This window comes from Pontibacter rufus (assembly GCF_015694705.1).
Taxonomy (GTDB): domain Bacteria; phylum Bacteroidota; class Bacteroidia; order Cytophagales; family Hymenobacteraceae; genus Pontibacter; species Pontibacter rufus.
This window is the reverse complement of sequence record NZ_JADQDR010000002.1, coordinates 138,729-162,445: the sequence shown is the minus strand read 5'-3', so window position 1 is coordinate 162,445 and position 23,717 is coordinate 138,729. Positions and strand designations below refer to the sequence as shown.

General features: G+C 50.0%; 18 protein-coding genes and 4 tRNA genes. 13 read left to right on the top strand and 9 right to left on the bottom strand.

Annotation, left to right across the window (positions count from 1 at the left end; translation table 11 throughout):
- Nucleotides 1-24: 24 nt before the first annotated feature.
- The 4 genes from I2I11_RS05210 (at nucleotide 25) to I2I11_RS05195 (ending at nucleotide 9,021) form a co-directional block, all read left to right on the top strand.
- Nucleotides 25-1,551, top strand: coding sequence for an alpha-L-fucosidase (locus I2I11_RS05210; RefSeq protein WP_196266616.1), 1,527 nt, complete (start codon nucleotides 25-27; stop codon nucleotides 1,549-1,551).
- A 429-nt stretch (nucleotides 1,552-1,980) separates the two neighbouring features.
- On the top strand, nucleotides 1,981-4,284 hold the full coding sequence (locus I2I11_RS05205; RefSeq protein ID WP_196266615.1) for a glycoside hydrolase family 20 protein: 2,304 nt from the start codon (nucleotides 1,981-1,983) through the stop codon (nucleotides 4,282-4,284).
- Nucleotides 4,285-4,344: 60 nt separating this feature from the next.
- Nucleotides 4,345-6,411, top strand: a complete 2,067-nt coding sequence (locus I2I11_RS05200) for a glycoside hydrolase family 2 protein (protein ID WP_196266614.1) — start codon at nucleotides 4,345-4,347, stop codon at nucleotides 6,409-6,411.
- Between the two features lie 51 nt (nucleotides 6,412-6,462).
- Nucleotides 6,463-9,021 carry a family 20 glycosylhydrolase gene (locus I2I11_RS05195; protein WP_196266613.1) on the top strand — a complete coding sequence of 853 codons (2,559 nt, stop codon included), beginning with the start codon at nucleotides 6,463-6,465 and terminating at the stop codon, nucleotides 9,019-9,021.
- A 373-nt stretch (nucleotides 9,022-9,394) separates the two neighbouring features.
- Here I2I11_RS05195 and I2I11_RS05190 read toward each other — a convergent pair.
- Nucleotides 9,395-9,468 (bottom strand) — tRNA-Arg (locus I2I11_RS05190).
- A gap of 184 nt (nucleotides 9,469-9,652) precedes the next feature.
- Between I2I11_RS05190 and I2I11_RS05185 the strand changes: the two genes are divergently transcribed.
- Nucleotides 9,653-10,069: an organic hydroperoxide resistance protein gene (locus I2I11_RS05185; protein WP_230679905.1), complete on the top strand. Its 417-nt coding sequence runs from the start codon at nucleotides 9,653-9,655 to the stop codon at nucleotides 10,067-10,069.
- A gap of 134 nt (nucleotides 10,070-10,203) precedes the next feature.
- On the opposite strand, the gene sucC is transcribed toward I2I11_RS05185, so the two are convergent.
- Nucleotides 10,204-11,394, bottom strand: a complete 1,191-nt coding sequence (gene sucC, locus I2I11_RS05180; protein ID WP_196266612.1) for an ADP-forming succinate--CoA ligase subunit beta — start codon at nucleotides 11,392-11,394, stop codon at nucleotides 10,204-10,206.
- 304 nt (nucleotides 11,395-11,698) lie between these two features.
- Here sucC and I2I11_RS05175 point away from each other — a divergent pair, with 304 nt between their 5' ends.
- The 4 genes from I2I11_RS05175 (at nucleotide 11,699) to thiL (ending at nucleotide 15,987) form a co-directional block, all read left to right on the top strand.
- On the top strand, nucleotides 11,699-12,766 hold the full coding sequence (locus I2I11_RS05175; RefSeq protein ID WP_196266611.1) for an AI-2E family transporter: 1,068 nt from the start codon (nucleotides 11,699-11,701) through the stop codon (nucleotides 12,764-12,766).
- A gap of 115 nt (nucleotides 12,767-12,881) precedes the next feature.
- Entirely contained in the window at nucleotides 12,882-13,550 is a 669-nt protein-coding gene (locus I2I11_RS05170; protein WP_196266610.1) for an ABC transporter ATP-binding protein, read from the top strand.
- 259 nt (nucleotides 13,551-13,809) lie between these two features.
- Nucleotides 13,810-14,610 carry a hypothetical protein gene (locus I2I11_RS05165; RefSeq protein WP_196266609.1) on the top strand — a complete coding sequence of 267 codons (801 nt, stop codon included), beginning with the start codon at nucleotides 13,810-13,812 and terminating at the stop codon, nucleotides 14,608-14,610.
- Nucleotides 14,611-14,961: 351 nt separating this feature from the next.
- Nucleotides 14,962-15,987: a thiamine-phosphate kinase gene (gene thiL / locus I2I11_RS05160; RefSeq protein WP_196266608.1), complete on the top strand. Its 1,026-nt coding sequence runs from the start codon at nucleotides 14,962-14,964 to the stop codon at nucleotides 15,985-15,987.
- 150 nt (nucleotides 15,988-16,137) lie between these two features.
- On the opposite strand, the gene I2I11_RS05155 is transcribed toward thiL, so the two are convergent.
- Both I2I11_RS05155 and rlmD read right to left on the bottom strand, forming a co-directional pair.
- Nucleotides 16,138-16,506: a hypothetical protein gene (locus I2I11_RS05155; RefSeq protein WP_196266607.1), complete on the bottom strand. Its 369-nt coding sequence runs from the start codon at nucleotides 16,504-16,506 to the stop codon at nucleotides 16,138-16,140.
- A 120-nt stretch (nucleotides 16,507-16,626) separates the two neighbouring features.
- Nucleotides 16,627-18,042, bottom strand: a complete 1,416-nt coding sequence (gene rlmD / locus I2I11_RS05150) for a 23S rRNA (uracil(1939)-C(5))-methyltransferase RlmD (protein ID WP_370582920.1) — start codon at nucleotides 18,040-18,042, stop codon at nucleotides 16,627-16,629.
- 171 nt (nucleotides 18,043-18,213) lie between these two features.
- Between rlmD and I2I11_RS05145 the strand changes: the two genes are divergently transcribed.
- Nucleotides 18,214-19,023 (top strand): SDR family oxidoreductase, encoded by an 810-nt coding sequence (locus I2I11_RS05145; protein ID WP_196266606.1) that lies wholly within the window; start codon nucleotides 18,214-18,216, stop codon nucleotides 19,021-19,023.
- Between the two features lie 108 nt (nucleotides 19,024-19,131).
- Here I2I11_RS05145 and I2I11_RS05140 read toward each other — a convergent pair whose 3' ends face one another.
- On the bottom strand, nucleotides 19,132-19,776 hold the full coding sequence (locus I2I11_RS05140; RefSeq protein ID WP_230679904.1) for an SH3 domain-containing protein: 645 nt from the start codon (nucleotides 19,774-19,776) through the stop codon (nucleotides 19,132-19,134).
- Between the two features lie 163 nt (nucleotides 19,777-19,939).
- On the opposite strand from I2I11_RS05140, the gene I2I11_RS05135 reads away from it, so the two are divergent.
- The 3 genes from I2I11_RS05135 (at nucleotide 19,940) to I2I11_RS05125 (ending at nucleotide 20,516) form a co-directional block, all read left to right on the top strand.
- A tRNA-Lys gene (locus I2I11_RS05135) sits at nucleotides 19,940-20,015 on the top strand.
- Nucleotides 20,016-20,160: 145 nt separating this feature from the next.
- Nucleotides 20,161-20,233: transfer RNA gene (locus I2I11_RS05130), tRNA-Lys, on the top strand.
- Between the two features lie 201 nt (nucleotides 20,234-20,434).
- Nucleotides 20,435-20,516 (top strand) — tRNA-Leu (locus I2I11_RS05125).
- A gap of 32 nt (nucleotides 20,517-20,548) precedes the next feature.
- Here I2I11_RS05125 and I2I11_RS05120 read toward each other — a convergent pair.
- From I2I11_RS05120 to I2I11_RS05105, 4 genes are all read right to left on the bottom strand, one after another.
- A complete protein-coding gene (locus tag I2I11_RS05120; RefSeq protein WP_196266604.1) occupies nucleotides 20,549-22,120 on the bottom strand; it encodes an NFACT RNA binding domain-containing protein in 1,572 nt (523 codons plus the stop codon).
- Between the two features lie 173 nt (nucleotides 22,121-22,293).
- Nucleotides 22,294-23,055 carry an MBL fold metallo-hydrolase gene (locus tag I2I11_RS05115; protein WP_196266603.1) on the bottom strand — a complete coding sequence of 254 codons (762 nt, stop codon included), beginning with the start codon at nucleotides 23,053-23,055 and terminating at the stop codon, nucleotides 22,294-22,296.
- Nucleotides 23,052-23,327 (bottom strand): hypothetical protein, encoded by a 276-nt coding sequence (locus tag I2I11_RS05110; protein ID WP_196266602.1) that lies wholly within the window; start codon nucleotides 23,325-23,327, stop codon nucleotides 23,052-23,054. Before I2I11_RS05110 ends, I2I11_RS05115 begins: the two co-directional genes overlap by 4 nt.
- A gap of 3 nt (nucleotides 23,328-23,330) precedes the next feature.
- Complete coding sequence (locus I2I11_RS05105) at nucleotides 23,331-23,711, bottom strand: response regulator (RefSeq protein WP_196266601.1); 381 nt, start codon at nucleotides 23,709-23,711, stop codon at nucleotides 23,331-23,333.
- Nucleotides 23,712-23,717: the final 6 nt, after the last annotated feature.

Here is a 23,717-nt window from a genome sequence, read left to right as displayed (position 1 = left end):
CCGATAAGGAAACAAAAGCAAAGCATGATACGAAACATAATTACTGCAAGTATAGCCGCCCTGCTGCTCGCAGCCTCTACAACCGGCTGTGCGCAACAGCCGGCCGCTCACAGCAACTACGCTGTAATACAGCCAAGCGATACCGATACAGACATCATCCGCAAAGCCGCCAACGTTGTGCCTTCGCCGCGGCAGTTGCGCTGGCAGCAGTTGGAACTGACGGGCTTCTTCCACTTCGGCATAAACACCTTTACCAACCGCGAGTGGGGTACCGGTAAAGAAGATCCGCAGATGTTTAACCCAACCCAGCTGGATGCCCGCCAATGGGTAAAAACAGCCAAAGACGCGGGTATCAAACAGGTAATACTTACGGCCAAGCACCACGACGGCTTCTGCCTGTGGCCCAGCAAGTATACGGAGCATTCGGTGAAAAACAGCCCCTGGAAAAACGGGAAAGGCGACGTGGTGAAAGAAGTGGCGGATGCCTGCAGGGAGTATGGCGTAGGCTTCGGGATTTACCTTTCGCCCTGGGACATGAACTCGCCCCTGTACGGCACAGAAGCTTACAATGACTTTTTCGTGAAGCAGCTTACCGAATTACTGACACAGTATGGCCGGGTGGACGAAGTATGGTTCGACGGTGCCAATGGTGAGGGACCCAATGGTAAAAAGCAGGAGTACGATTTTGATAGGTGGTACAAACGCATCCGCGAGCTGCAGCCTGCAGCCACCATTGCCGTAATGGGCCCGGATGTGCGCTGGGTAGGCACCGAAACCGGCTACGGCCGCGAAACAGAATGGAGTGTGGTACCCATGGGTAATTTAGACCAGGCGGCGGTCGCAGCCGGCTCGCAGCAAGGCATTGCTTTTAAGCCACAGGGCGATATGCGTGGCGAAGTGCTGGGTAGCCGCGAAAAGATAAAAGATGCGAAAGGGCTGGTGTGGTATCCGGCAGAAACAGACGTATCTATCCGGCCGGGATGGTTTTATCACCCCAGCGAAAATGATAAGGTGAAATCGCCGGAAAAGCTGCTGGATATTTACTACAACTCGGTGGGCCGCAACGGCGTGCTGCTGCTTAATATTCCGCCCGATACGCGCGGCCTCATCCATGAAAGCGACATAAAGAGCCTGCAGGGATGGACGAGACTGCGGGAGGAAACCTTCCGCACGAACCTGGCGGCAGGCGCGGAAATCACTGCGGCAAATGGCAAAAACGTAAAGGCCCTGCTCGACAGCAAGTATAACACCTACTGGACAACCAAAGGCAACGATACCACGGCGGTGTTGGAACTTGACCTGCAGGGGAGTAAAACCTTCGATGTGCTGCTGCTGCAGGAGAATATCGGCGCCGGCCAGCGTATCGAGCAATTTGTATTGGAATACTGGCAGGATGGCCAATGGCAGAAAGCCGCAGAAGGAACCACTGTTGGCTACAAGCGGCTGCTGCAGTTTGCGCCGGTAACAGCCGGTAAAGTAAGACTCCGGATTTTATCTTCCAGGCTCAATCCCACGCTGTCGGAGCTGGGCTTGTATAAGATGGCGGGGTAAGTGGATTTGAAGCGTATGGTTCCGGAATTCTTCTTTGGCTAAATGCCGCTTTAACCGGTATAGGCCACATTTTATACTTGTTCTATACTTGTGCAAGCTGAGAGCCTGCTTCATTTGTGCTCCAGGCCGGAAGCTTGAAGCAGGGACATAATCGGATAAATGTATTTTAAAGTATGTCCTGATTGCAGTCTTGAAAAAGAGGGGATGATTTATACTTGCTTACAAGTGTTTAGAGGGGAATAGAATCAGCAGCCTTCCTGTAAGCCAAAGCGGCTTGATGCACCCCGTGGCCTCTCATTACCTTCTTTAAAGGAGGGCAAAAGCATACGTACAGCACAGCATCCAACAAATACCAGGTATAAATTAGGCTTTTCAGAATGAATTTTTTAATTTTATTATGTCATACTTAATGCGCTTTTAATTTACATCATGAAAGAAATAAAAATAGTTTTGCTTCTCCTGTTATGTCCTTTTTTCCTGTTCGCGCAGCAAACAGTCAGTATCATTCCGGAGCCGGTGCAATTGCAGCTTGGGCAAGGCGCTTTCACGATTGACGGCAATACCACGGTGAGGCTGGAGAACGCGCGCAAAGAGCTGAAGCCGGCAGCCGCGTTTCTGGCAAGCCACATCCAGCGCATTTCCGGTTACGAGCTGCGGCGGAAGCGAAAGAAAAGCAACGCTATCAGCTTCAGCATCGAAAATATAAACGGTATTGGCAACGAAGGTTACCGGCTTTCCGTGTCGCCGTCGGGCATCCGCATTGCCGCCAACACCAAAGCGGGCATCGTGTATGGCATACAGTCGCTGTTGCAGACACTGCCGCAGGTGCGCACAAACGCAGCCCTGCGCGTGCCAAGTATGGAAATAACGGATTATCCGCGCTTTGCCTGGCGAGGGATGCACCTGGACGTGAGCCGCCATTTCTTTTCGCCGGCTGCCGTCAGGGAGTACATCGATCTGCTGGCCAGCTACAAAATGAACAAGTTTCACTGGCACCTGGTAGACGACCAGGGTTGGCGCATCGAAATCAAAAAATACCCGAAACTGACAGAAGTGGGCGCCTGGCGCGTAGATCAGACCGATAAAGTATGGGGCGAACGACCACAAGCCCAACCCGGCGAGGTGCCCACCTATGGCGGTTATTATACCCAGAAGCAGATTAAAGATATTATCAGGTATGCAGCGGAGCGCAACGTAACTGTGGTGCCGGAGATAGAGATGCCCGGCCATGTGGCCTCGGCCATCGCCGCTTACCCTTTCCTGAGCTGCGAGCAGAAGCCGCAGCTGCCCTTGACCGGCGGCGATTACACCAACATGTCGTCGAACTACTGCCCGGGTAATGAACAGGTATATACCTTTCTGCAGGACGTGCTGGACGAGGTGATCGCCCTGTTCCCGTCAGAGTACATCCATATTGGCGGCGACGAGGTAGACAAAACCAGTTGGAAGAACTGTGCCAGTTGCCAGGCCCTGATGCAGCGCGAAGGACTGAAGAACGAGGAGGAACTGCAGAGCTATTTCATTAGGCGCATAGAGAAGTACATTGTGAGCAAAGGGCGCAAAATGATAGGTTGGGACGAGATATTGGAAGGCGGCCTGGCTCCCCAGGCTACCGTGATGAGCTGGCGCGGCGAGAGCGGCGGCATTGCCGCTGCCAAAATGAACCACGACGTGATCATGACGCCCGGAAACCCCGTGTATTTCGACCATTACCAGGCCGGGCCCGCCGGCGAACCCCTGGCCATCGGCGGCTTTAATACCCTGAAGCGCGTGTACGACTACGAGCCCGTTCCGCAGGAGCTGACACCTGCCGAGGCCAAATACGTGCTGGGTGCGCAGGCCAATGTATGGACAGAGTACATTACCACCCTGAACCAACTGGAGTACATGGTGCTGCCGCGTGTGCTGGCGCTGGCCGAGGTGGTGTGGTCGCCGAAGGAGAAGAAGGACTGGATGGACTTTAACGAGCGCCTGCGCTACCATTTCAAAGCCTTCGGGCAGAAGGGACTGAACTACAGCCTTGGCAACTTTACCGTCGACATCAAGCCGGTGTCGCAGAACGGCAACCTGACAGTGGCTCTTACTACCGAAGCCGTGAATGGCGACATTTACTATACCCTGAATGGCGCTGTGCCGACCCCGCAAAGTATAAAGTATGAAGGCCCGGTGCGCATCGACTCCACCGTTACGCTGAAAGCGGTGACAGTGGTAAACGGCCATGTGATGGGCGTGCAGCCTGCCGAGCAGTCGTTTGTGGTGCATAAGGCCATCGGCCGTGATGTGATCTATACATATCCGGTAAGCAAATACTACCAGGCAGAGGGCCCCAACACACTCACCGATGGCGTACGCGGCACCACGGCGGTGGGCAAGCACTGGCACGGCATCAACGGCAGCGATCTGATTGCGACTATTGATTTGGGCGAGGAGAAACCTGTGAGCAGCATCACGCTGGGTACCCTGCAAAACTACCGCGACTGGATTTTTATGCCGCAGTGGGTAAAATTCGAGGTGTCAACAGACGGACAGACCTTTAAAGAGGTGGGCACGGTAAACAACCAGGTTTCGGTGGACGAGAAAAACGCCGTCATCCGGGACTTTACGGCTGCCTTTCCGGAGCAACGGGCAAAGTTCATCCGGGTAACAGCCAAAAACCTGGGCACCAATCCCAAAGGGCATCCCGGCGAAGGAAAAGCAGCCTGGCTTTTTGCCGATGAGATTATTGTGAAGTAGCAAGTATGAAGCAAGTATAAGAAGCGGGCTTTTATATTTAAACAGATGAAATAAAAAGTTATGCAATCAATAAAAACATTCTTCTTTGCCTTATTTCTGCTACTGTGTGTCGCGCCGGCCTTTGCCCAGCGCGACACCATTGCCCTCAACAAAGACTGGCAGTTTACGACCGATAAAAAAGCTGAAGGTATGGAAGGCAGATGGTTTGCCAAGCCGCTGCCCCGCACCCGCGCCGTGCAGTTGCCGCATACCTGGAATGTGGAGCAGGAAAATGAGAACCATTACGGCTGGGGCTGGTATCAGAAGAAGATTGACGTGCCGGCCAGTTGGAGAAACAAAAACGTGGTGCTGCAATTCGGCGCCGTCAATCATACTTCCTACATCTACCTGAATGGCGAAAAGGTAGCTGAAAACATTGGCGATGGCTTCAATAAGTTTTACGTTAACCTGAACGGCAAGCTAAGGTATGGCCGCGAGAACACCATTACGGTAGCCAGCAACAACGACTATGGCCGCAACAAAGTGCCTTTCGGCAGCTCCTTCGACTGGCCAAATGACGGCGGCATCATCCGTCCCGTGGCCCTCATCGTTTCCGGCAAACCGGCCGCCAGCTATCTGCTCGCAGAACCCAGGCTGGATGTAGCCACCAATGCAGGTGCACTTAAACTGAAAATTGGCTTTGACGATGCCGCAGCCAGGAATCTGAAATTTGCCGTTACCATCACCGAAGAAAATCAGCCCACAAAAAAAGTTGTGCTGAAAGAAACGGATAAACCGACCTGGCAAAACGGTGAGGCTATCCTGACTTATACTTTGCCGAAGGTGAAACCCTGGCATTTCGACTTTCCAAATTTATATAGGATCAATGTAACGGTTTTAAACGGCAGAAAAGCCGTGGACAAGATCAGTACCAGCATTGGTTTCTGCGAAGTGAAATTTGTGGATGGCAAAACCTACCTGAACGGCGAACATGTAAAGCTGATGGGCGTGGAATGGACGGCAGGCTCTAACCCCGATTATGGTTTTGCTGAACCGGCGGCAGAGATTATCCGGCACGGCAAACTGATGAAAGACGTAAATGCGATTTTTACCCGGCAGCACTTTCAGCAATCGGACGTGTTTTACGATTTCTGCGACCGCAACGGCATTCTGGTGCAGCAGGAAGTACCGCTGTGGGGCCCGGAAACGCCTGCGAACGATACGATTCGCACCATCGCCATGAAGCAACTGGAAAGAATGGTGCGCAATTATTATAATCATCCCAGCATCTTTTCGTGGGGTGTGGGCAACGAACTGCGGGGCCGCGATGCAGACATGAAGCAGATGATCACCGACTTGATCAGCAAGGCAAGAGCTTTGGATCCGTCAAGAAACGTGGCATACGTGAGCAATACGCTGACCAAAGGCTTCTACAATGATAAGGACTTTACACCTGATGCCGGCAGCCTAGGCGATTACCTGATGATGAATGAATACGGTGGCAGTTGGTGGGCGATCCCCGTTGGGCAAATCCACAGTTACCTCGACAGCGTGCACCTGTCCTATCCGGATAAACCGCTCTTTATTTCGGAGTTTGGCCTGGTGGAGCCGAACTTCAGAGGAGGCGACGAAAGACGCATACATGATCTCATCTACCACATGGCAGTATACGAAAGCAAGCCATACATCGAGGGAGCTATTTACTTTGACCTCACCGATTACCGGACGCACTACCCGGGCACCTTAGAAAACAACAAATTCAGAAGGCGGGTGCATGGCATTTACGATATGTATGGCAAACCCAAACCCTCCATGAAAGTGCTGCGCGAGATGTCCTCGCCGGTGGAGGTGCAGCAACTGCGCCAGCAGAAGAAAGGGAAAGCGAATGTGCTCATCTTCGGCAGCGTGGGCCTGCCGCAGCATACCGTGAGAGGATATGCATTATACTTGTCAGACAAAGTAGAAAACTGGAAGAACGGCAAAGTATACGAGCTGCCGGAAATCAAACCGGGACAGCAGGTCGTGTTTGAGATTGACGATGATTTCAATGGTGAAGGCATCATCACCATCGTGCGGCCGACCGGCTACGTAGTCAGCCAGAAGTCGTTTTACAAGGATAGCCCGGAACTGCAGCCCAAAGGATATTAAGTAGCAGAACAACATGGTATCTGCAAAAGGACTTTAACAGATAGATAAAGTATGAAAAGACTGACCTTCCTGTTTTATTTTATTATGAGCGCTGTGATGGCGCAGGTAAAGCCGGTGCATCTGCCGGATAGTCTGTTCTCTACCTACTATCACCAGCGGGTAAGTCATTTCATCGCCTTGCCGCACACCGAAGGTGACATCATTTTCCTGGGCAACAGTATAACGGACGGAGCCGAGTGGAGCGAGCTATTTGCCGATAGCCACATGAAAAACCGGGGAATCAGCGGCGATGTGTCGGCCGGCGTCATCAACCGCATACAGGAAGTTGCGGAACGAAAGCCGGCCAAAGTTTTTCTCCTGATCGGTGTCAACGATCTTGCCCGGAATGTGCCGGCAGACAGCGTGGTGAAGAATATTCTCTGGATCTCGGACTATCTGCGGCAGCAAACTCCCGCGACTGAGCTGTATGTGCAAAGCATTTTGCCGGTAAATGACGCATTTGGAAAGTTTGATGGTCATACCAATAAAGGCGGACTGATTCAAAAGGTGAATGGCCAGCTCCGGGCAGATGCCGGGAAGCATGGCTATACGTACCTCGATCTGTATACTTCTTTCTCGGATGATACCGGCAAGCTAAAAGCCAGCTATACCAACGACGGCCTGCATCTGAAGGGCGAAGGTTATACTTTATGGAAGCACCTGATTTACGACAAGGTATTTGACCTGCGGGAAAAGCCGGCCATCATCCCGCTCCCGCAGAAACTGCAATGGACAGCAGCGGCATTCCCCTTGTACCAGTGCAAAACAATTGTGGTGCATGATGCGGCTTTGCAAAAAGAAGCAGAAAGATTGCAGCAAATAGCAGCCGGGAAAGGAATGCGGTTGAAGATCAGCGATGCGGCGGCAGAACCATTTATTGAGTTGCGTATAGCAGCGGCAGAAGCGCCTCGCTTAAAAGAAGAAGCTTATACTTTGGCCGTAACACCGCAGAAAGTAACCCTTACAGCCAATACGGCGCATGGCATTTTCAACGGCATTCAAACCCTGGCTCAGCTGATGCGGGATGATGTACTGATACCTGGCTGTGAGATTACCGACTGGCCTGCTTTCGCGTGGCGGGGTTACATGGTGGACGTGGGCCGGAACTATCAATCGATGAATTTGCTGAAACAGCAGATCGACCTGATGGCTAAGTATAAACTGAACATTTTCCATTTTCACCCGACCGAAGACATTGCCTGGCGGCTGGAAGTGCCCGGCTACCCGCAACTGATCGCGCCGGAAAATATGCTGCGCAACAAGGGAGCTTATTATTCGGTGGAAGAACTGCAGGAGCTGATACAGTATTGTAAAGATCGCCATATCACGCTCGTGCCGGAGATAGACATGCCGGGCCACAGCGCCGCCTTCACCCGTGCAATGGGCGTGGACATGCAAAGCGAAAAAGGACTGGCTATTGTAAAAGATATTTTAACCCAGTTCAGCAAAACCTACGACGTGCCTTACATCCATATCGGCGCAGACGAGGTGAAGATCACCAACCCGGATTTTCTGCCGCAGGTAACGCAGCTACTCCACCAACTTGGCAAGCAAACAATTGGCTGGGAGCCGGGCGGAAACCTGGACGATGCGACTATCCGGCAGCTCTGGATGAGGGATGAACAGAAGGAGAAGGGGCTGAAGTACATTGATTCCCGCCACCTGTACCTCAACCACATGGATCCGCTGGAAAGTGTGGTCACCATATTTAACCGGCGTATTGGCGACCAGGCAGCTGGCGACAGCAGCATGTTGGGCGGCACGCTTTGCGTATGGAACGACAGGCTCGTGGCGCAGGAAGATGATATTTTAAGAATGAACGCCGTTTACCCCGCCATGCTGACCTTTGCGGAGCGCGCTTGGCAGGGCGGCGGACACGAGGGATGGGTCGCCACAATCGGAGCGCCGGGTTCGGAGCGCGCCAAAGCGTTTCAGGCGTTTGAAGATCGCCTGCTTGAGCATAAAAAACTATACTTCACGCACCTTCCATTTCCCTATGTGGCGCAGGCCGGTATAGTGTGGAAGCTGTTTGGCCCATACCCTAACAAAGGAGATGTAACCCGGTCGTTTGCACCCGAAAAGAAATCCTTCAAAGCCCAAAAACCATCTTTAGAGACTGTAGGCGGCACGGTGGTCTTGCGTCATTGGTGGCATCCGCTGGTGCAGGGCTTACTTAAAGATCCGAAAGAAAATACTACCTGGTATGCCACCACTCAAATCTGGAGCGACGCAGATACAACCGGTTATTTCTGGATCGGCTTCAACGATCTATCCCGGTCTTATGCGTCCGATTCCCCGTCCAAAGGAACCTGGGATGACAGGGGCAGCGCCGTATACCTGAACGGGCAAGCGATAGCGCCGCCAAAATGGAAAAGAGCTGGTCAGAAAGGAAATGCAGAAATACCGTTGACGGATGAAGGTTATACATACCGCGCGCCGGTGAAGGCGCCGCTCCAGAAAGGCTGGAATACTGTTTTAATTAAATTGCCGGTTGGCAGTTTTAAAGGGAAAGACTGGCAAAACCCTGTAAAATGGATGTTTACCTTCGTGCCCGTAAGCGCAGAAGAGTAGGAGGGTGCCTGCTCTCCGGAAAAAAGTTTTCACCTGTTCCAAACCTGGCAGGCTGCTATTACGCTGATTCAGCATAATAACAGTTAATACATGTATCTCTAAACTTGCAGCTTTTGGGTTTTCATACTTGTGAAAACTACGTCGCCTACAGGCTGCGCTGTGCCTACTCTTCCATAGCAATCCGGGTTTTACTTATCTTTTCCACATCCTCAAACCGGAAGCTCGTGGCTTTAAGATACGTAGGAACCTGATCAGCAAGTGGTAGCCGGAGTTTGAGGGTAGCAGCGATTGCTTTCTCCGGCTCTCATAAAACGTGCCGCAGATGCACAAAAAAGCCCTGTAAGCACATACTTACAGGGCTTTATACTTTGTGTGCACCCGAGAGGATTCGAACCCCTAACCCTCGGAGCCGAAATCCGATATTCTATCCAGTTGAACTACGGGTGCAGTGCTGCAAAATTAGCAAGTATACCGACATTACGAAATAGTGCAGCCAAAAAATTAAGCTTATTTATCTGAAAGAATTGTCTTGCGCAGGTTTTGCTGTCAACAGCACCAATCCGAAAACATTAGCGGGGGCGGCCGGTTAAAACAAGAAACCATCAGAAGGCAAATTTAAAGGATAATCGCAATGGAAAAGATATATACGGCAGAGGTAACTGCTACCGGCGGTCGCAAAGGCCACGTTAAATCATCAGACGGCATTATAGACATGCAGCTCACGATGCCCACCAACATGGGCGGCGAAGGCGGCAAAACTAATCCCGAGCAGCTATTTGCAGCCGGCTATGCAGCATGTTTCCAGAGCGCATTGCTGGTAGTGGCCGCCAGGCATAAAGAGCGCCTAGACCCTGCCTCTACAGTAACTGCGCAGGTAGATCTGAATAAAACCAATGAGGGTGGTTATGGCCTGGGCGTAAAACTATCTGTAGACCTGAAGGGCACATACAAAGAGAAGGCCAGGCAAATGGTAGACGAGGCGCACCAAATCTGCCCTTATTCGGTAGGTACGCGCGGTAATATTGACGTAGAACTGGAAATAGTTTGATTTCAGTTCCGGGTTAAGGGTTCCGGATTCCGAGTTAAAGAAAAGAGTAAACTCATAATTGTTTAGCTCAAGTATAAAAACAGCAAAGGCTGCCGGAAACCGGCAGCCTTTGCTGTTTTTATACTTGAATCAGATTAAGCCAATACCTGTTTTACTTTGTCGGCAGCTTCTTTCAGCGAAATAGCGGAGAACACCTTCAGGCCGGATTCGTCGATGATGCGGGCGCCTTCTTCGGCGTTGGTGCCCTGCAGGCGAACAATAATTGGCACACGGATATCGCCGATATTTTTGTAGGCTTCTACCACACCGTTGGCTACGCGGTCGCAGCGTACAATACCGCCGAAGATGTTGATAAGGATAGCTTTTACATTCGGGTCCTGCAGGATAAGGCGGAAACCAGCCTCTACCGTTTGCGCATTGGCGCCACCACCTACGTCCAGGAAGTTGGCAGGCTCACCGCCTGAAAGCTTGATGATGTCCATTGTAGCCATGGCCAGGCCTGCACCGTTCACCATACAGCCAACGTTGCCGTCCAGCTTCACATAGTTCAGGTTCGACTTGCTTGCTTCTACCTCCAGTGGATCTTCTTCAGAGATATCACGCAGCGCAGCCAGATCTTTGTGGCGGAACAGGGCATTATCATCCAGATCAACTTTGGCATCTACAGCCAGTATTTTGTTATCCGACGTTTTCAGTACCGGGTTTATTTCGAACATAGAGGAGTCTGTATCCAGGTACGCCTTGTACAGGTTGGTTACAAACTTCACCATTTCTTTGAAAGCTTCGCCCTCTAAACCAAAAGCAAAGGCAATTTTACGTGCCTGGAAAGGCTCCAGCCCCACAGCCGGGTCAATCCATTCTTTGATAATTTTCTCGGGAGATTTTTCGGCAACTTCCTCAATGTCCATACCGCCTTCCGTAGACGCCATGATAACGTTCTGGCCTTTGGCACGGTCCAGCAGGATGCTCAGGTAAAACTCTTTCGGCTCCGAATCGCCGGGATAATATACATCCTGCGCTACCAGTACTTTGCCCACCAGTTTGCCTTCGGGTCCGGTCTGGTGCGTTACCAGCGTCATGCCCAGGATCTGATCGGCAATTTCTTTTACCTGCTTCAGGTTTTTGGCCAGCTTTACGCCGCCGCCTTTGCCACGGCCACCCGCATGGATTTGTGCTTTTATCACATGCCAGCTGGTACCGGTTTCCTCGGTCAGCCTTTTGGCAGCAGCTACAGCTTCTTCGGGCGTGTCAGCCACAATACCTTCCTGTATGCGTACGCCGTAGCTTTTTAAAATGTCTTTAGCCTGATATTCGTGTATGTTCATGCTTTCAGTTTTAATGGACGCACGAAAGTACGCCTTTATCCCTTTAATTTCAAGCAAAGTTATTTAATGCCCGCTTTCCATTACGCGAAATAGTATAATTTGTAACGATAAAATGCAGCAGGCAGTAAAAAATAGTATAGTCATGCTATATCTGTTATTTCGGATAAGTATGGGGAAGCTTTTAGCTCAAAGTATAAACAAAGTATGGTTTAGCCATAAGCTGCTTGCGTCCAATAGCTTAAGCTTGAAGTCTTTTGTCCTTTATCCGGATTTCATTTGTCCCATCATTACATGTAAAATAATTATGGTCGATGTATATACTTATGCGAAACGGGTAGCCATTGCAACCTTTATCTTATTGCTGGTGGCGTCTGGTTTTTACCTCCTGGGGCGGCATTTATACTTCTTTCTGCTCGTGTTTGCGGGTATATTAGTGGCGGTTATGTTTTGTGGCCTTACTGATTGGGTGGTGTACCACGTGCACTTAAAGCGTGGATGGAGCCTGCTGTTGGTCGTAATTCTTTTTTTTGGCATTATAGCAGGAGCTTTTATGCTTGTCGCCCCTACTGTTTCAGATCAGTTTAGCCAAATGCGAAATGCTGTGCCACAGGGCCTAAAACAGGTTCAGGACTGGCTTAGCCAGTACAGTTGGGGCGAAAAACTTGTGCAGCAGGTACCCAGTGATGTTAGCAAGCTGATGCCTGAGCAAAAGTCAATTTTCTCGCAGCTATCGGGTTTTCTGTCTTCTACCCTGAGTTTCCTGGCAGATCTGCTTATCGTGCTGGTTACAGCTTTATTCTTTGCCGCAAATCCGAAATTATATACGGGGGGCTTTACCAAACTATTCCCTGTCCGGAACAGGAGCCGGATAGGGAAGGTGCTGAATAAATGTTATCAAACACTTAAAATGTGGCTGCTCGGCATGCTGATTTCCATGGTTATTGTTGGTGTGGCAGTGGCAATTGGTTTTAAGCTGATAGGTCTTCCGATGGCTTTTGCCTTGGCCCTGATTGCTTTCTTCTGTGAGTTTGTGCCTAATATCGGTCCTTTACTGGCAGGCGTTCCGGCTGTGCTTACTGGCCTTACACAAGGAGGACAAACAGCGCTTTACGTACTGCTGATCTACAGCGGCATACAGTTTCTGGAGAGCTTTCTGATAACGCCGCTTATTCTGAAGAAAGCAGTAGATCTGCCACCTGCTGTTTTACTTTTTGTGCAGGTACTGTTTGGTATAGTTCAGGGTGCTTTAGGCTTATTAATGGCTGCTCCTATACTAGCGGTCGTCATAGTAATAGTCCGGGAACTATGGGTAAAAGATGTGCTGGAGGCAGATCCTGTTGATGCAGCAGAAACTGAGATAAGAAAGAGCTGAAGCTGGTAAATAAATAGTGAGCGACTCTGACAGATGGTATTGCTGAAGTATAAGCTTTGTTTTGTAGCTTTGGCAGTAAAATTACGGGTACAAGCTGCCATTAACCTATCTGAAAGTGCTGCAGGTTTCAAACATTTATAAAAAGTACGGTTCGCTGCCGGTTCTCAAGGGCATCGATTTGTTTATCGCCGCCGGTGAGGTGGTCTCTATTGTTGGTGCCTCCGGCGCCGGCAAAAGTACGTTGCTGCATATACTGGGCACGTTGGATACGGCCGATTCGGGCGAGGTAATGTTTGATAACAGGAACATTGCCCGCATGAACGGTTCGGAAATGGCGCGGTTCCGCAACCGGCATATCGGCTTTATTTTCCAATTTCATAACCTGCTGCCCGAGTTCACAGCGCTGGAGAATGCCTGCCTGCCCGGCTTTCTGGCCGGCCGGCCGGAGCAGGAAGTGAAGGAGCGTGCAGCGCAGTTGCTGGAGATGCTCAACCTCTCGCACCGCCTGCACCACAAACCGTCCGAGATGTCGGGCGGGGAACAACAACGCACTGCGGTGGCGCGCGCGCTCATTAACGGGCCCCGCATTATTTTTGCCGATGAGCCCAGCGGCAACCTCGATTCCAAGAACGCTCAGGAACTGCACGACATCTTCTTCCGGCTGCGCGAGGAATTTAACCAGACCTTTGTCATCGTAACCCACAACGAGCAACTGGCTGCTATGGCCGACCGTACGCTGGTGATGAAAGACGGCATGATTGTGCAGGAGTCGCCGTTGCTCTGATTTATACTTTCCCCAATCTTTCTTATTTATTCTGCCTGCAATTTATACTTGTGGCTGAAAATCACGTACATATCTCTTACCCTTTACACAAATTCAGTTGCTGAAAGCAACTCAGGCCGGCGCTGTAAATTTATTTGAAAATAGTTTGTAAGTTACTGATTATCAGTAGTATTAATAAAGCTGTTTTTTTAATTTTTTGCACCATTTTACCGGCCCCTGTGTTTAATAAGAGTACCATAAATAAGAAAGCTAAGTGGATATGAATCAACCAAATAAAGAAACAAAAGAGCTGAGGAAGTCTAAAATTGAAAGCTACGACATCGCCAAATCTGATGAGACGCTTCATCTGGCTGTAGACTTAGCTAAGTTCATCAAGGAAAACAAGCTTTATCAGAACATACAAGGCCGGGAGTACGTGAACGTGGAAGGCTGGCAGTATGCCGGTTCCCGTTTAGGCATTCTCCCGATTGTAGAGTATGTGGTGAGTATGAGCACTGAAGATGAAATTAAGTATCAGGCAAAAGTAAATCTGCTGGATCTGCGCAGCGAACAGATGGTGGGCGCTGGCTTTGCCATCTGCTCTAACCGGGAGCAGGGCAAAAAATATTACCAGGAGTTCGCTATCGCTTCTATGGCCCAGACCCGTGCCATTGGTAAAGCCTACCGCAACATACTTGCCTGGATAATCCGCGCTGCCGGTTATGAGCCGACTCCTGCTGAGGAAATGGACTATGGCGGCAACGAACAGTCTGCCAAGCCTGCGGTGCCAACCGAGAAAAAACCAACGATGAAAGCGGCGGCCGCTTCTAAAGCAGCGGAGCCTGCTGCACCGTCGGAAGCAGCAACAGAGACAGCGGAATCTGCCAGTGTGCGCTACGCTTCTGCAAAGCAGAAAGAGGAAATCATCCGGCTGCTGAACAACCCGGTGATTACGCGCCAGGAGAAGACCAAAATGCTGCTCAACATCAACCGTTTCGACGAGGAGCGTGCCGCACAGGCCATCGAAAAGCTGAAAAAAGTAATCGAGGATCGTGAGGGCGGACAGGCTGCAGCAGCGTAATAAAACACTTTCTACTAAACGACAAAAGCCTGCTTCTGAAGAGGGAGCAGGCCTTTTCATTTTAAGGCAGATACAGCTAAGGGTAATTTGAGTTGTAAAAAATTGTCATCCAGAAAGGATCTTGTGAGCTACACGCAAATAATGCACAAGATCCTTTCTGGATGACAGAACCAAAAGATATATCTTTTCAGAAAACGGGAGTAAGTTCCTGCCGCAAAGGTATAAAGTACAGTATAAGTATAAACGAGCGCTTAGGAGGTTTCAAATCAGCCTGAAAACGTATACTTAACCCAAAGCCGACTGACTTGTCTTTTCCATTTCGTATCTTTGCACATCCAAAATAGAAGCAAAATGAGTGACTATACCCCACTGAGCGAAGTAGGAGAGTTCGGTTTAATCAGGATAATCAAGGAGAAGGTTGAACTGCGAAACGCATCGACTATCAAAGGTATCGGCGATGATGCCGCCATTATTGAGCCACAGGAAAAGCAGCTGGTGGTGTCCAGCGACATGCTGCTGGAAGGCGTCCACTTCGACCTGACTTTTTGCCCGCTCAAACACCTCGGGTACAAAGCTGTGGCGGTAAATGTATCAGATATTGCTGCCATGTATGCCAAACCAACACAGATTACGGTGAACCTAGGCCTGGGTGCGCGTTATACATTAGAAGCGGTGGAGGAACTGTACGAAGGCATCCGGATGGCTTGCGAAAACTATAAGGTGGACCTAGTGGGCGGCGATACCACCTCGTCCCGGGCAGGACTTGTGATAAGTATAACGGCCATAGGGGAGATAGCCAAAGGCGAAGCTGTGCTGCGTAGCGGCGCGCAGGTAAATGATTTAATCTGCGTGACCGGCGATTTGGGCGCAGCTTACATGGGCTTACAGGTGCTGGAGCGCGAGAAGCAAGCGTTTCTGGCTGACCCAGAGATGCAGCCGGAACTGGAAAGCAAACAATATATTGTAGGACGCCAGCTGCGCCCGGAAGCACGCATGGATGTTATCCATGACCTGAAAGAGCGGGGTATTAAACCCACAGCTATGATTGATATTTCGGATGGGCTAGCTTCAGAAATTTTTCATATCTGCACACAATCAAACGTGGGCGCCACGGTGTACAAAGACAACCTGCCGGCCGATGAACAGATGCTGCAAACAGCGTTGGAGTTCAACATAGACCCGCTGACTTGTATCATGAACGGCGGCGAAGACTATGAGCTGCTCTTTACGGTGCCGCTATCCCATTATGATGAGCTGAAAAATCATCCGGACATCACCATCATCGGAAAAATTACAGAAGCCAATGAGGGCGTGAACCTGGCCACTAAATCCGGACAAGCTTACCCCCTGAAAGCGCAGGGCTGGACTAGTTTTTAGACATTAGATACTAGACGTTAGATTATAGACATTTCTGTACGTATGCAGGCTGGAATCAACAAAAAAGGAAGCAGTTTAAGCTTCCTTTTTTGTTGCACATGTGCTAGCGGAATCTTGCATCTAAAATCCGGCTTCTAACGTCTGAAAGACCTAATCCTCCGGGAAGGGAATGAATACGAAATTCTGAAAATCGCCGTCTACTACAAAAAGGCAGCAGAACTCGTCCGGGTCTTTGTAGGCAGCTTTGAACTCATCTACTTTCTCCGGCAGGACAAGCTGCCGCTGCACAAAGTCCTCCAGGTAAGAGGCGTTGATGTGCCAGTCCAGTGCCACTTCTTCTTTGGCTAAAAAGATGGAGCCCACCGGCACCTGCGTGTGGCTGAACACGAAAATCGGGTAATCTGATATCTTGCGTTTGCGCACCTGGTAAGATGCCTCGCGCAGCGTCTCGGCCACCACTACAAAATCTTTGGAGATGGTGCCGAGGTATTTGCCGTTTAATTCCGGATCGTTTTCCATATTTTTATTTTCGTATCATGTTGCTCGTATCCCGACTTGGATAAAGTATACCTTGTCTAACCCAATAACGCTGCTAATGCGTAAATCAACAGATAGTTTTATCGTGATACTTGATACGTGCTACGTGATACGTTTAGTTAAAAGAACAATATTTTCGACGTGGTGCGTTTGCGGAAACATGTCTACAGGCTGCACACGCGCTACGTTATACTTTGGTTCCAGCAATTCCAAATCACGGGCCTGAGTAGCCGGATTACAGCTTACGTACACAATTTTGTCCGGATGCACCTGCAGCAGTTTCTCTATTACGTCCGGGTGCATGCCGGCGCGCGGCGGGTCCGTAATCACCACATCAGGGCGGCCGTGGCGGGCCAACAGCTCATCCGAAAGTATATCTTTCATATCACCGGCATAAAATGTGGTGTTGTTGATGTTGTTGATGCGCGAGTTGATTTTAGCATCCTCAATGGCGCTTGGCACATATTCAATACCGATAACTTCGCGGCATTGGCCGGCTACAAAGTTGGCGATAGTGCCGGCGCCCGTGTATAAATCATACACCAGTTCCTTACCCGTTAAACCGGCAAACTCGCGCGTTAATTTGTACAGTTCGTACGCCTGGTCGGCGTTGGTCTGGTAAAAGGACTTCGGCCCCACACGAAACCGGATGCCCTCCATTTCCTCATGTATGTAAGGCTGGCCATGGTAGCAAACCACCTCCAGGTCGTGAAAGGTTTCGTTGCCTTTGGGGTTCACCACATACTGCAGCGAGGTTATTTCCGGGAACGTAGCTTTCAGATGTTCCAGCAGGGCAGGTATAGCTTCAGGGTCGTCGTGCTTTACCTGCAGCAGCACCATCAACTCACCGGTATTTGCTGTGCGGATGATGAGGTTGCGCAGAAAGCCCTGCTGCTTTACGGCGTCATAAAAATCAAGTCCGTGCGCCCGTGCATAGTTGCGCACCTCCAGGCGGATGGCATTCGAGGGATCGGGTTGCAGGTAGCAGTGGCGGATGTCCAGGATCTTATCAAAACGGCCCGGAATATGAAAGCCTAGCGCGTTCCGGTCGAACGCTTCGCCCGACTTGATTTGCTCGTTGGTCAGCCAGCCGTTTCCCGAAAAAGTGAACTCCAGCTTGTTGCGGTAATACCTTGTTTTCTCAGAACCAAGTATGGGATCAAATTCCGGCAGCGCCACTTTGCCGATACGTTCCAGGTTATCTTTGACTTGTTTCTGCTTGTAGTATAGCTGGGTATCGTAGCCAATGTGCTGCCATTTACAGCCGCCGCATACGCCAAAGTGCTCGCAAAACGGCTGTACGCGCAGCTCCGAATACTGATGGAAAGCCACTGGCTCGGCCTCCATAAAGCTTTTCTTTTTACGCGTAATACGCAAGTCTACCACATCGCCGGGCGCCACGCCGGCTACGAAAATAACCATGTTGTTGTGGCGCGCCAGGCACTTGCCTTCCGCCACCATCTCTTCGATATGGATGTTTTCGAGAATCTCGAATGTATTTTTATGCTTCTTTCTCACAATGCGCAAAAGTACGAAATTCTGCGCACATCGAAATCAGGAGAGACAAGTATGAGTTCCTGCGCAAGGAGATTAGGCGGAGTAAAAGGCAGAAGTATAAGACAATTAACCACCGTCAATTAACAATTAAATTATCTTTGCAATAGGAGAACAATTCTGGCAAAATAAAGGATGAAAAATAAAGTAGTTTTAATAACCGGCGGCACCTCAGGTATAGGCAAAGCGCTTGCTTTCGCGTTCGGCAGGGCAGGGGCAAAAGTGGCGTTTTCGGGCCGGAAGCAGGCCGGACTTACCGAAACCGCCACAGAACTGACTGCAGCAGGTATCGACAACTTACCTATACAGGCCGATGTAAGCGTGGAAGCGCAATGCCAGCGCATGGTGCAGGAAACAATAGATAAGTATGGGCGCCTGGATGTGGTAATAAACAATGCAGGTATCTCGATGCGTGCCCTGTTCCAGGATTTAGATTTAGACGTGCTGCGGCAGGTGATGGGTATAAACTTCTGGGGCACCGTATACACCACCAAGTTTGCCTTACCTTATATCCAGCAAGCCAAAGGCTCTATCATCGGTATTTCTTCTGTGGCCGGTTACAGGGGCTTGCCCGCCCGCACGGGTTATTCAGCCTCGAAGTTTGCCATGCATGGCTTCCTGGAAACGTTGCGCACCGAACTGCTGCACTCGGGCGTGCATGTATTGCTGGCCTGTCCGGGGTTTACGGCATCCAACATCCGCAACACAGCCCTGGCCGCTGACGGGCAGCAGCAGGGCGAAACACCACGTGAGGAGGAGAAAATGATGTCGGCTGAGGAAGTAGCCGACCGCATCCTGCAAGCTACCATCAAACGCAAACGCGACCTTGTGATGACAACGCAGGGCAAGCTGGCCGTGTGGGTAAATAAACTCTTCCCAAGCCTCGCCGACAAGCTGGTATACAATGTAATGGCCAAAGAGAAGGATTCACCGCTGAGGAAGTAGGCGGCATTCGTTTTTCGAAGTATGAAGAGCCTCACTGAATCGTAATACTTGATATGATCAATGAAACACAAAATACGATAAACGAACAACTAACAACGATCAACTAACCTACGGCAGTTCTACCAGGTTGCTTTTGCGGATATAGGCTTTTTCGCCTTTCCATTTTATCTCATACCAGATATCCTGATCGCCCGTGATGGGTACTTTGTGGCCTTTGGTGGCGGTAGCCAGCCAGGATGCGCCAGCCGACGGCGCCGACATAATGGCCGACTGGTTCTGCATAATAATACCGGCGTTGCCCAGGTTCAGGAAATTAATGTAATACAGGATAAAAAGCAGGTACAGGCCAAAACTGATTTTAAACGTTTTGGTAAACCGGTGGCCTTTGCGCCAGCTTACCAGCATAACTGTGACGGTAACCACAGCTACAAGCAGCAGCAGCTGCAAAATGCGCATGTAGTACTTGCTAAACTGCGTTTTGAAAAAAATCAGATCATTATACTGATAGCCTTGCAGATGATGTGCCTGCGCCAGTTCTTCCATTTTCTTCAGCACCGAACGGCTGGGCTCTTTGGAATAGAACAGGTGCAGGTAATACATGGCGCCCGTATAATCACGCAGTCCTTCGCGGATGTAAGCCATCTTCAGGAGCATTTGCGACGAGTAAAGCTGTTGCGTCTGCAGTATGTTCTCGTATAAGGTATAAGCCTCGGTGTAATGCTGCGTCCGGAATAAAGAATCAGCTTTAGCCAATGTTGCGTTATCTGCCTGAGCATAAACTGGTTTGCTGAAGGCCAGTAAAAAAAGAATCAAAAAGGCAGATATTTTGAACCAAAGGTTTTGCATTTAAAATCTTAGCTGTTACTTTTGCATCGCAATTCAGGGGAAAATCTTTGATATTGCAAGTTACAAAAAAGATTCTGTAGCTCAGCTGGTAGAGCAATACACTTTTAATGTATGGGTCCTGGGTTCGAATCCCAGCGGGATCACCAACAAGATGGAAAGCCTTTCTAGAGCGGGAAGGCTTTTTTTTCTGACCCCTTTGAGACAGGGTGCAAGATACAAAGCTTAAATAAATTTTGTATTTTAGAATTAAGCGCTTAATTTTGCCCTCCCTTACCACAGGGAAACAATGCCGATTCTGTAGCTCAGCTGGTAGAGCAATACACTTTTAATGTATGGGTCCTGGGTTCGAATCCCAGCGGGATCACTAAAACAAGAGAAGCCACTCCGTAAAGAGTGGCTTCTCTTGTTTTAGTGAATGTTTGCTGTTCGTTGTTTTCCCTGCATTTGACAAGAGGTAATCCCTCGTGAAGATTAGTAAAGAAACCTTCTATTTATTTTAACAACAAGGTTGCGGCGGGTTGCATATATGGTACAGGCTCTTTACTTTTGCATCCATCATTTACCTGCGCACGTGGTGAAACTGGTAGACACGCCATCTTGAGGGGGTGGTGCCTTCGGGTGTGGGAGTTCGAATCTCCCCGCGCGCACATCGTAGCCGCAACTTATAAATAAGTTGCGGCTATTTTTTTCGCTCAAACGGGTTCTCCGGTTTTACAAGTATAACTTTCTCGCGATCTACGGCCACAGCGCCTGGCGCTGCGCCTTTGGGTTTGCGCACGTGCTTTTTAGGTGTGTAGAGCACCGGGCATAGTGAATCGGATTTGCGTTTGCTGTAATAAGCCGCCAGTTGTGCCGCTTTCTCCAGCACTGTGGATGGTATGGCTTTCCCCGCCTGGTGTTTAATAACTACGTGCGAGCCAGATACATCTTTGGCGTGCAGCCAGAGGTCTTCTTTGTAAGTATGGCGCTGTGTGAGTTCATCGTTATTTTTGGCGCTTTTGCCCACCAGTATCTTAAAATCTTCGGTCTCAAAAACCCGGAACGGTGCTTCCTGCTGCGCCTGCTGCTTTGAGGTAAGCAAATGGTTGTAATCGCGCAGAAAATTTTTCAGCTGTTTGTAATCTGCAACGTCGTGCAGTGCCTGCAGCGCATCTTCCAGCACAATCATTTCCTCCAGCTTTCGCTCGGCTTTCTCTTCCAACTGTTGTATTTCCATGTGCTGGTTTTTGGATTTACGGTAGAGGCGCTCGGCAAATTTCTGGGGTGTTTCATCCCGTTTTAAAGTATAGGTGCGCTGCTGATCCGTATAAAAATCGTAAAGCTCCACGGTTGTGGCGCGGGGTGGAATGTTAGTGAGGTTCGCCATGATCACGTCGGCTGTCTGGCTGTAGGAGCGGTCGTGGCGCAGTTGGTGCAGTTTCTGGCTGCTCTGCTCCAGCGTGGTCTGCGTCAGGTGCAGCTTGCGCTCCAGCACTTGTTTAGCCTGGCTATACTGCCGTTCGAAACCGGTTTCCGACAAGTATAAACGGGCGTAGCTGTTGAGCGCTTCCAGGGGATTATCATAAGTATAAAGCACCTCGCCCAAAGCCAGCAGCGAGAGGCGCAGCTTGCCTTCCACCCGGATAATGTAGTATGCATCCGGTGCTTCCAGGGTTTCCAGCAACTGCTGCACCAGTTCCCATTTAATTTGTAGCGGCTGCTGCTCATACTTGTATCCGGCCAGGTATAAAGCCGGAATATCGCCGAAGGTAGGGTATACTTTGCGCAGGTTGCCATCGGCGGCGGCAAAAGCAGCAAAGTTCTGCTGCAGCGGCCGGTCCATTTGCAGCGGGTCCAGGTCTGCATCGCCAGCGAACTTGTGCTGAAAAAGCTCCGGCAGCTCATCAGACTGGTAAAGTATAATGTTAGCGCGGTTGCCGAACAGCTTGAACAGCAAAAGCTGTCCGCCGGATAACCTGAAATAAAAGCTGCGCTCGTTCAGGTGCTGCACTACGTCTTCGATGGCATGGCCCTGCATCGCCTCAAAAAGCTCTACGCTGTTGGCGCGCGCCCTCCTGAACTCAGTGGGGAAGGAGAGGGCGGAGAAGTGAGCACTGAGCGGTGCCCGTATATAAAATTCCTGCGCGGGCGCAGCAAAACCAAGTATAAGCTCGTCCTTGTTCTGGCTGAAGGCTGTTGCTGCCTCTAAACCAACAAGTTTCGGCTTGAGCGCTTTGGTCAGTTGCCGTAAAAAGTAGTAGTTCTGGTGCACTTTGTTAATTACGAATTACGAATTACGAATTACGAATTACGAATTACGAATTACGAATTACAATTTTCTAAACAACCATTATCAAACTATAAAAGGCTTTATAATTCGCGACACTGCAGGCAAAGTTCGAAGGGCAGAAAACGATCAACGAAGGACGCTCAACGATTAACGTGCTATACTTCCAGCTGAAGGCCATCATAGGCCAGGCGTATAAAATCAGGCAATCTGGGTTCTACCTCGCGGTGCTGTCCCAGCAGGTGGCTGATGTGGGTAAGATAAGCGCGTTCCGGCTTTAGCTCCTGCAGCAAATCAATGGCTTGCTGCAGCGAGAAATGCGAGATGTGCGGCTCCTCGCGCAAGGCGTTCAGCACAATCACTTTGGAGCCTCTTACCTTGTCTTTCTCTTCTTCTGAGATAAAGTTTGCGTCTGTGATGTAGGTGAAATCGCCGATGCGGTAGCCGAAGACGGGCAGCTTATAATGCTTTACGCGGACAGGTATAAACGGCACACCTTCCACTTCAAACGGAGCGTTGGTGATGGGGTGTAACTGCACCTGCGGAATGCCGGGGTATTTAAAATCAGCAAAGATATAGGAAAACTCCTGTTTCAGTTGCTTCAGCACGCGCTCCTCTGCATAGATGGGCATGTCTTTGTTCTGGGAGAAATTGTAGGCGCGGATATCATCGAGGCCGGCGGTGTGGTCTTTGTGCTCGTGGGTGAATACCAGTGCATCCAGTGTTTTGATGCGTTCGCGCAATACCTGCTGCCGGAAATCAGGGCCAGCATCGATGATGATGCTTTTACTGTTAACCTGCAGGTGCACAGACACGCGCAGCCGCTTGTCGCGGTAATCTACTGAAGAGCACACCTGGCAGGCGCACCCGATTACGGGTACGCCCTGTGAAGTGCCTGTGCCTAAAAATGTGACTTTCAATCTTGCTGTTGCTGTTGGCGGATATTGGTGTAGAGCAGCCTGTTTTTCTCGCTCAGGCGGCTTTCATCCACAGAAATGGTGCGCAGGATATCGTAAAGGCAGTTGATTTTACCTTCCAGGCTGTAGTATTTGTTTACTACGGCCACTTTCATATCCTTCAGCACACAATACCCTGCTTTAAAGTTGCCTTTTTCGTAGCGCAGCACAAAGTCCGACTCTGCAAAAACATCCTCCAGCTTGTTTAAAAATGGTCTGGTATACTTTAGCTCCATAGATTACGCCTCAGTATACTTTTTAACCGTTAGGACCAGCGCATCAAAGTCCAGCGGCTTTGGCAGGTAATCGTTGATGCCGGCCTGCTTAAAATCTTCCATGCTGTAGTTATTGGCATTACCTGTTACGGCAATAATCGGAATGTTGGCAATTTCCTTGTTTTCATGTGAGCGTATTTCCCGGGTGCAATCCATGCCATTTTTTACAGGAATGTTCAGGTCCATCAAAATGGCGTCGATCTTGTTGTTTTCTACTTGTTTAAGTACTTCGCCCCCGTTTTTAGCCGTTATAATCCTATACTTCTGAAGTTCCAGGATTTTCTTCGTCAGGTTGAGGATCACAGAGCTGTCTTCTGCGATCAGAATCGTTTTGTTATCTGCCATTTGCTT

Coding starts and splice junctions, on each gene's coding strand:
- I2I11_RS05165 (WP_196266609.1), top strand. CDS start 13,810: ATGAATCAACCAAATAAAGAAACAAAAGAGCTGAGGAAGTCTAAAATT.
- I2I11_RS05195 (WP_196266613.1), top strand. CDS start 6,463: ATGAAAAGACTGACCTTCCTGTTTTATTTTATTATGAGCGCTGTGATG.
- sucC (WP_196266612.1), bottom strand. CDS start 11,394: ATGAACATACACGAATATCAGGCTAAAGACATTTTAAAAAGCTACGGC.
- I2I11_RS05155 (WP_196266607.1), bottom strand. CDS start 16,506: ATGGAAAACGATCCGGAATTAAACGGCAAATACCTCGGCACCATCTCC.
- I2I11_RS05185 (WP_230679905.1), top strand. CDS start 9,653: ATGGAAAAGATATATACGGCAGAGGTAACTGCTACCGGCGGTCGCAAA.
- I2I11_RS05110 (WP_196266602.1), bottom strand. CDS start 23,327: ATGGAGCTAAAGTATACCAGACCATTTTTAAACAAGCTGGAGGATGTT.
- I2I11_RS05210 (WP_196266616.1), top strand. CDS start 25: ATGATACGAAACATAATTACTGCAAGTATAGCCGCCCTGCTGCTCGCA.
- thiL (WP_196266608.1), top strand. CDS start 14,962: ATGAGTGACTATACCCCACTGAGCGAAGTAGGAGAGTTCGGTTTAATC.
- I2I11_RS05205 (WP_196266615.1), top strand. CDS start 1,981: ATGAAAGAAATAAAAATAGTTTTGCTTCTCCTGTTATGTCCTTTTTTC.
- I2I11_RS05145 (WP_196266606.1), top strand. CDS start 18,214: ATGAAAAATAAAGTAGTTTTAATAACCGGCGGCACCTCAGGTATAGGC.
- I2I11_RS05200 (WP_196266614.1), top strand. CDS start 4,345: ATGCAATCAATAAAAACATTCTTCTTTGCCTTATTTCTGCTACTGTGT.
- I2I11_RS05175 (WP_196266611.1), top strand. CDS start 11,699: ATGGTCGATGTATATACTTATGCGAAACGGGTAGCCATTGCAACCTTT.
- I2I11_RS05105 (WP_196266601.1), bottom strand. CDS start 23,711: ATGGCAGATAACAAAACGATTCTGATCGCAGAAGACAGCTCTGTGATC.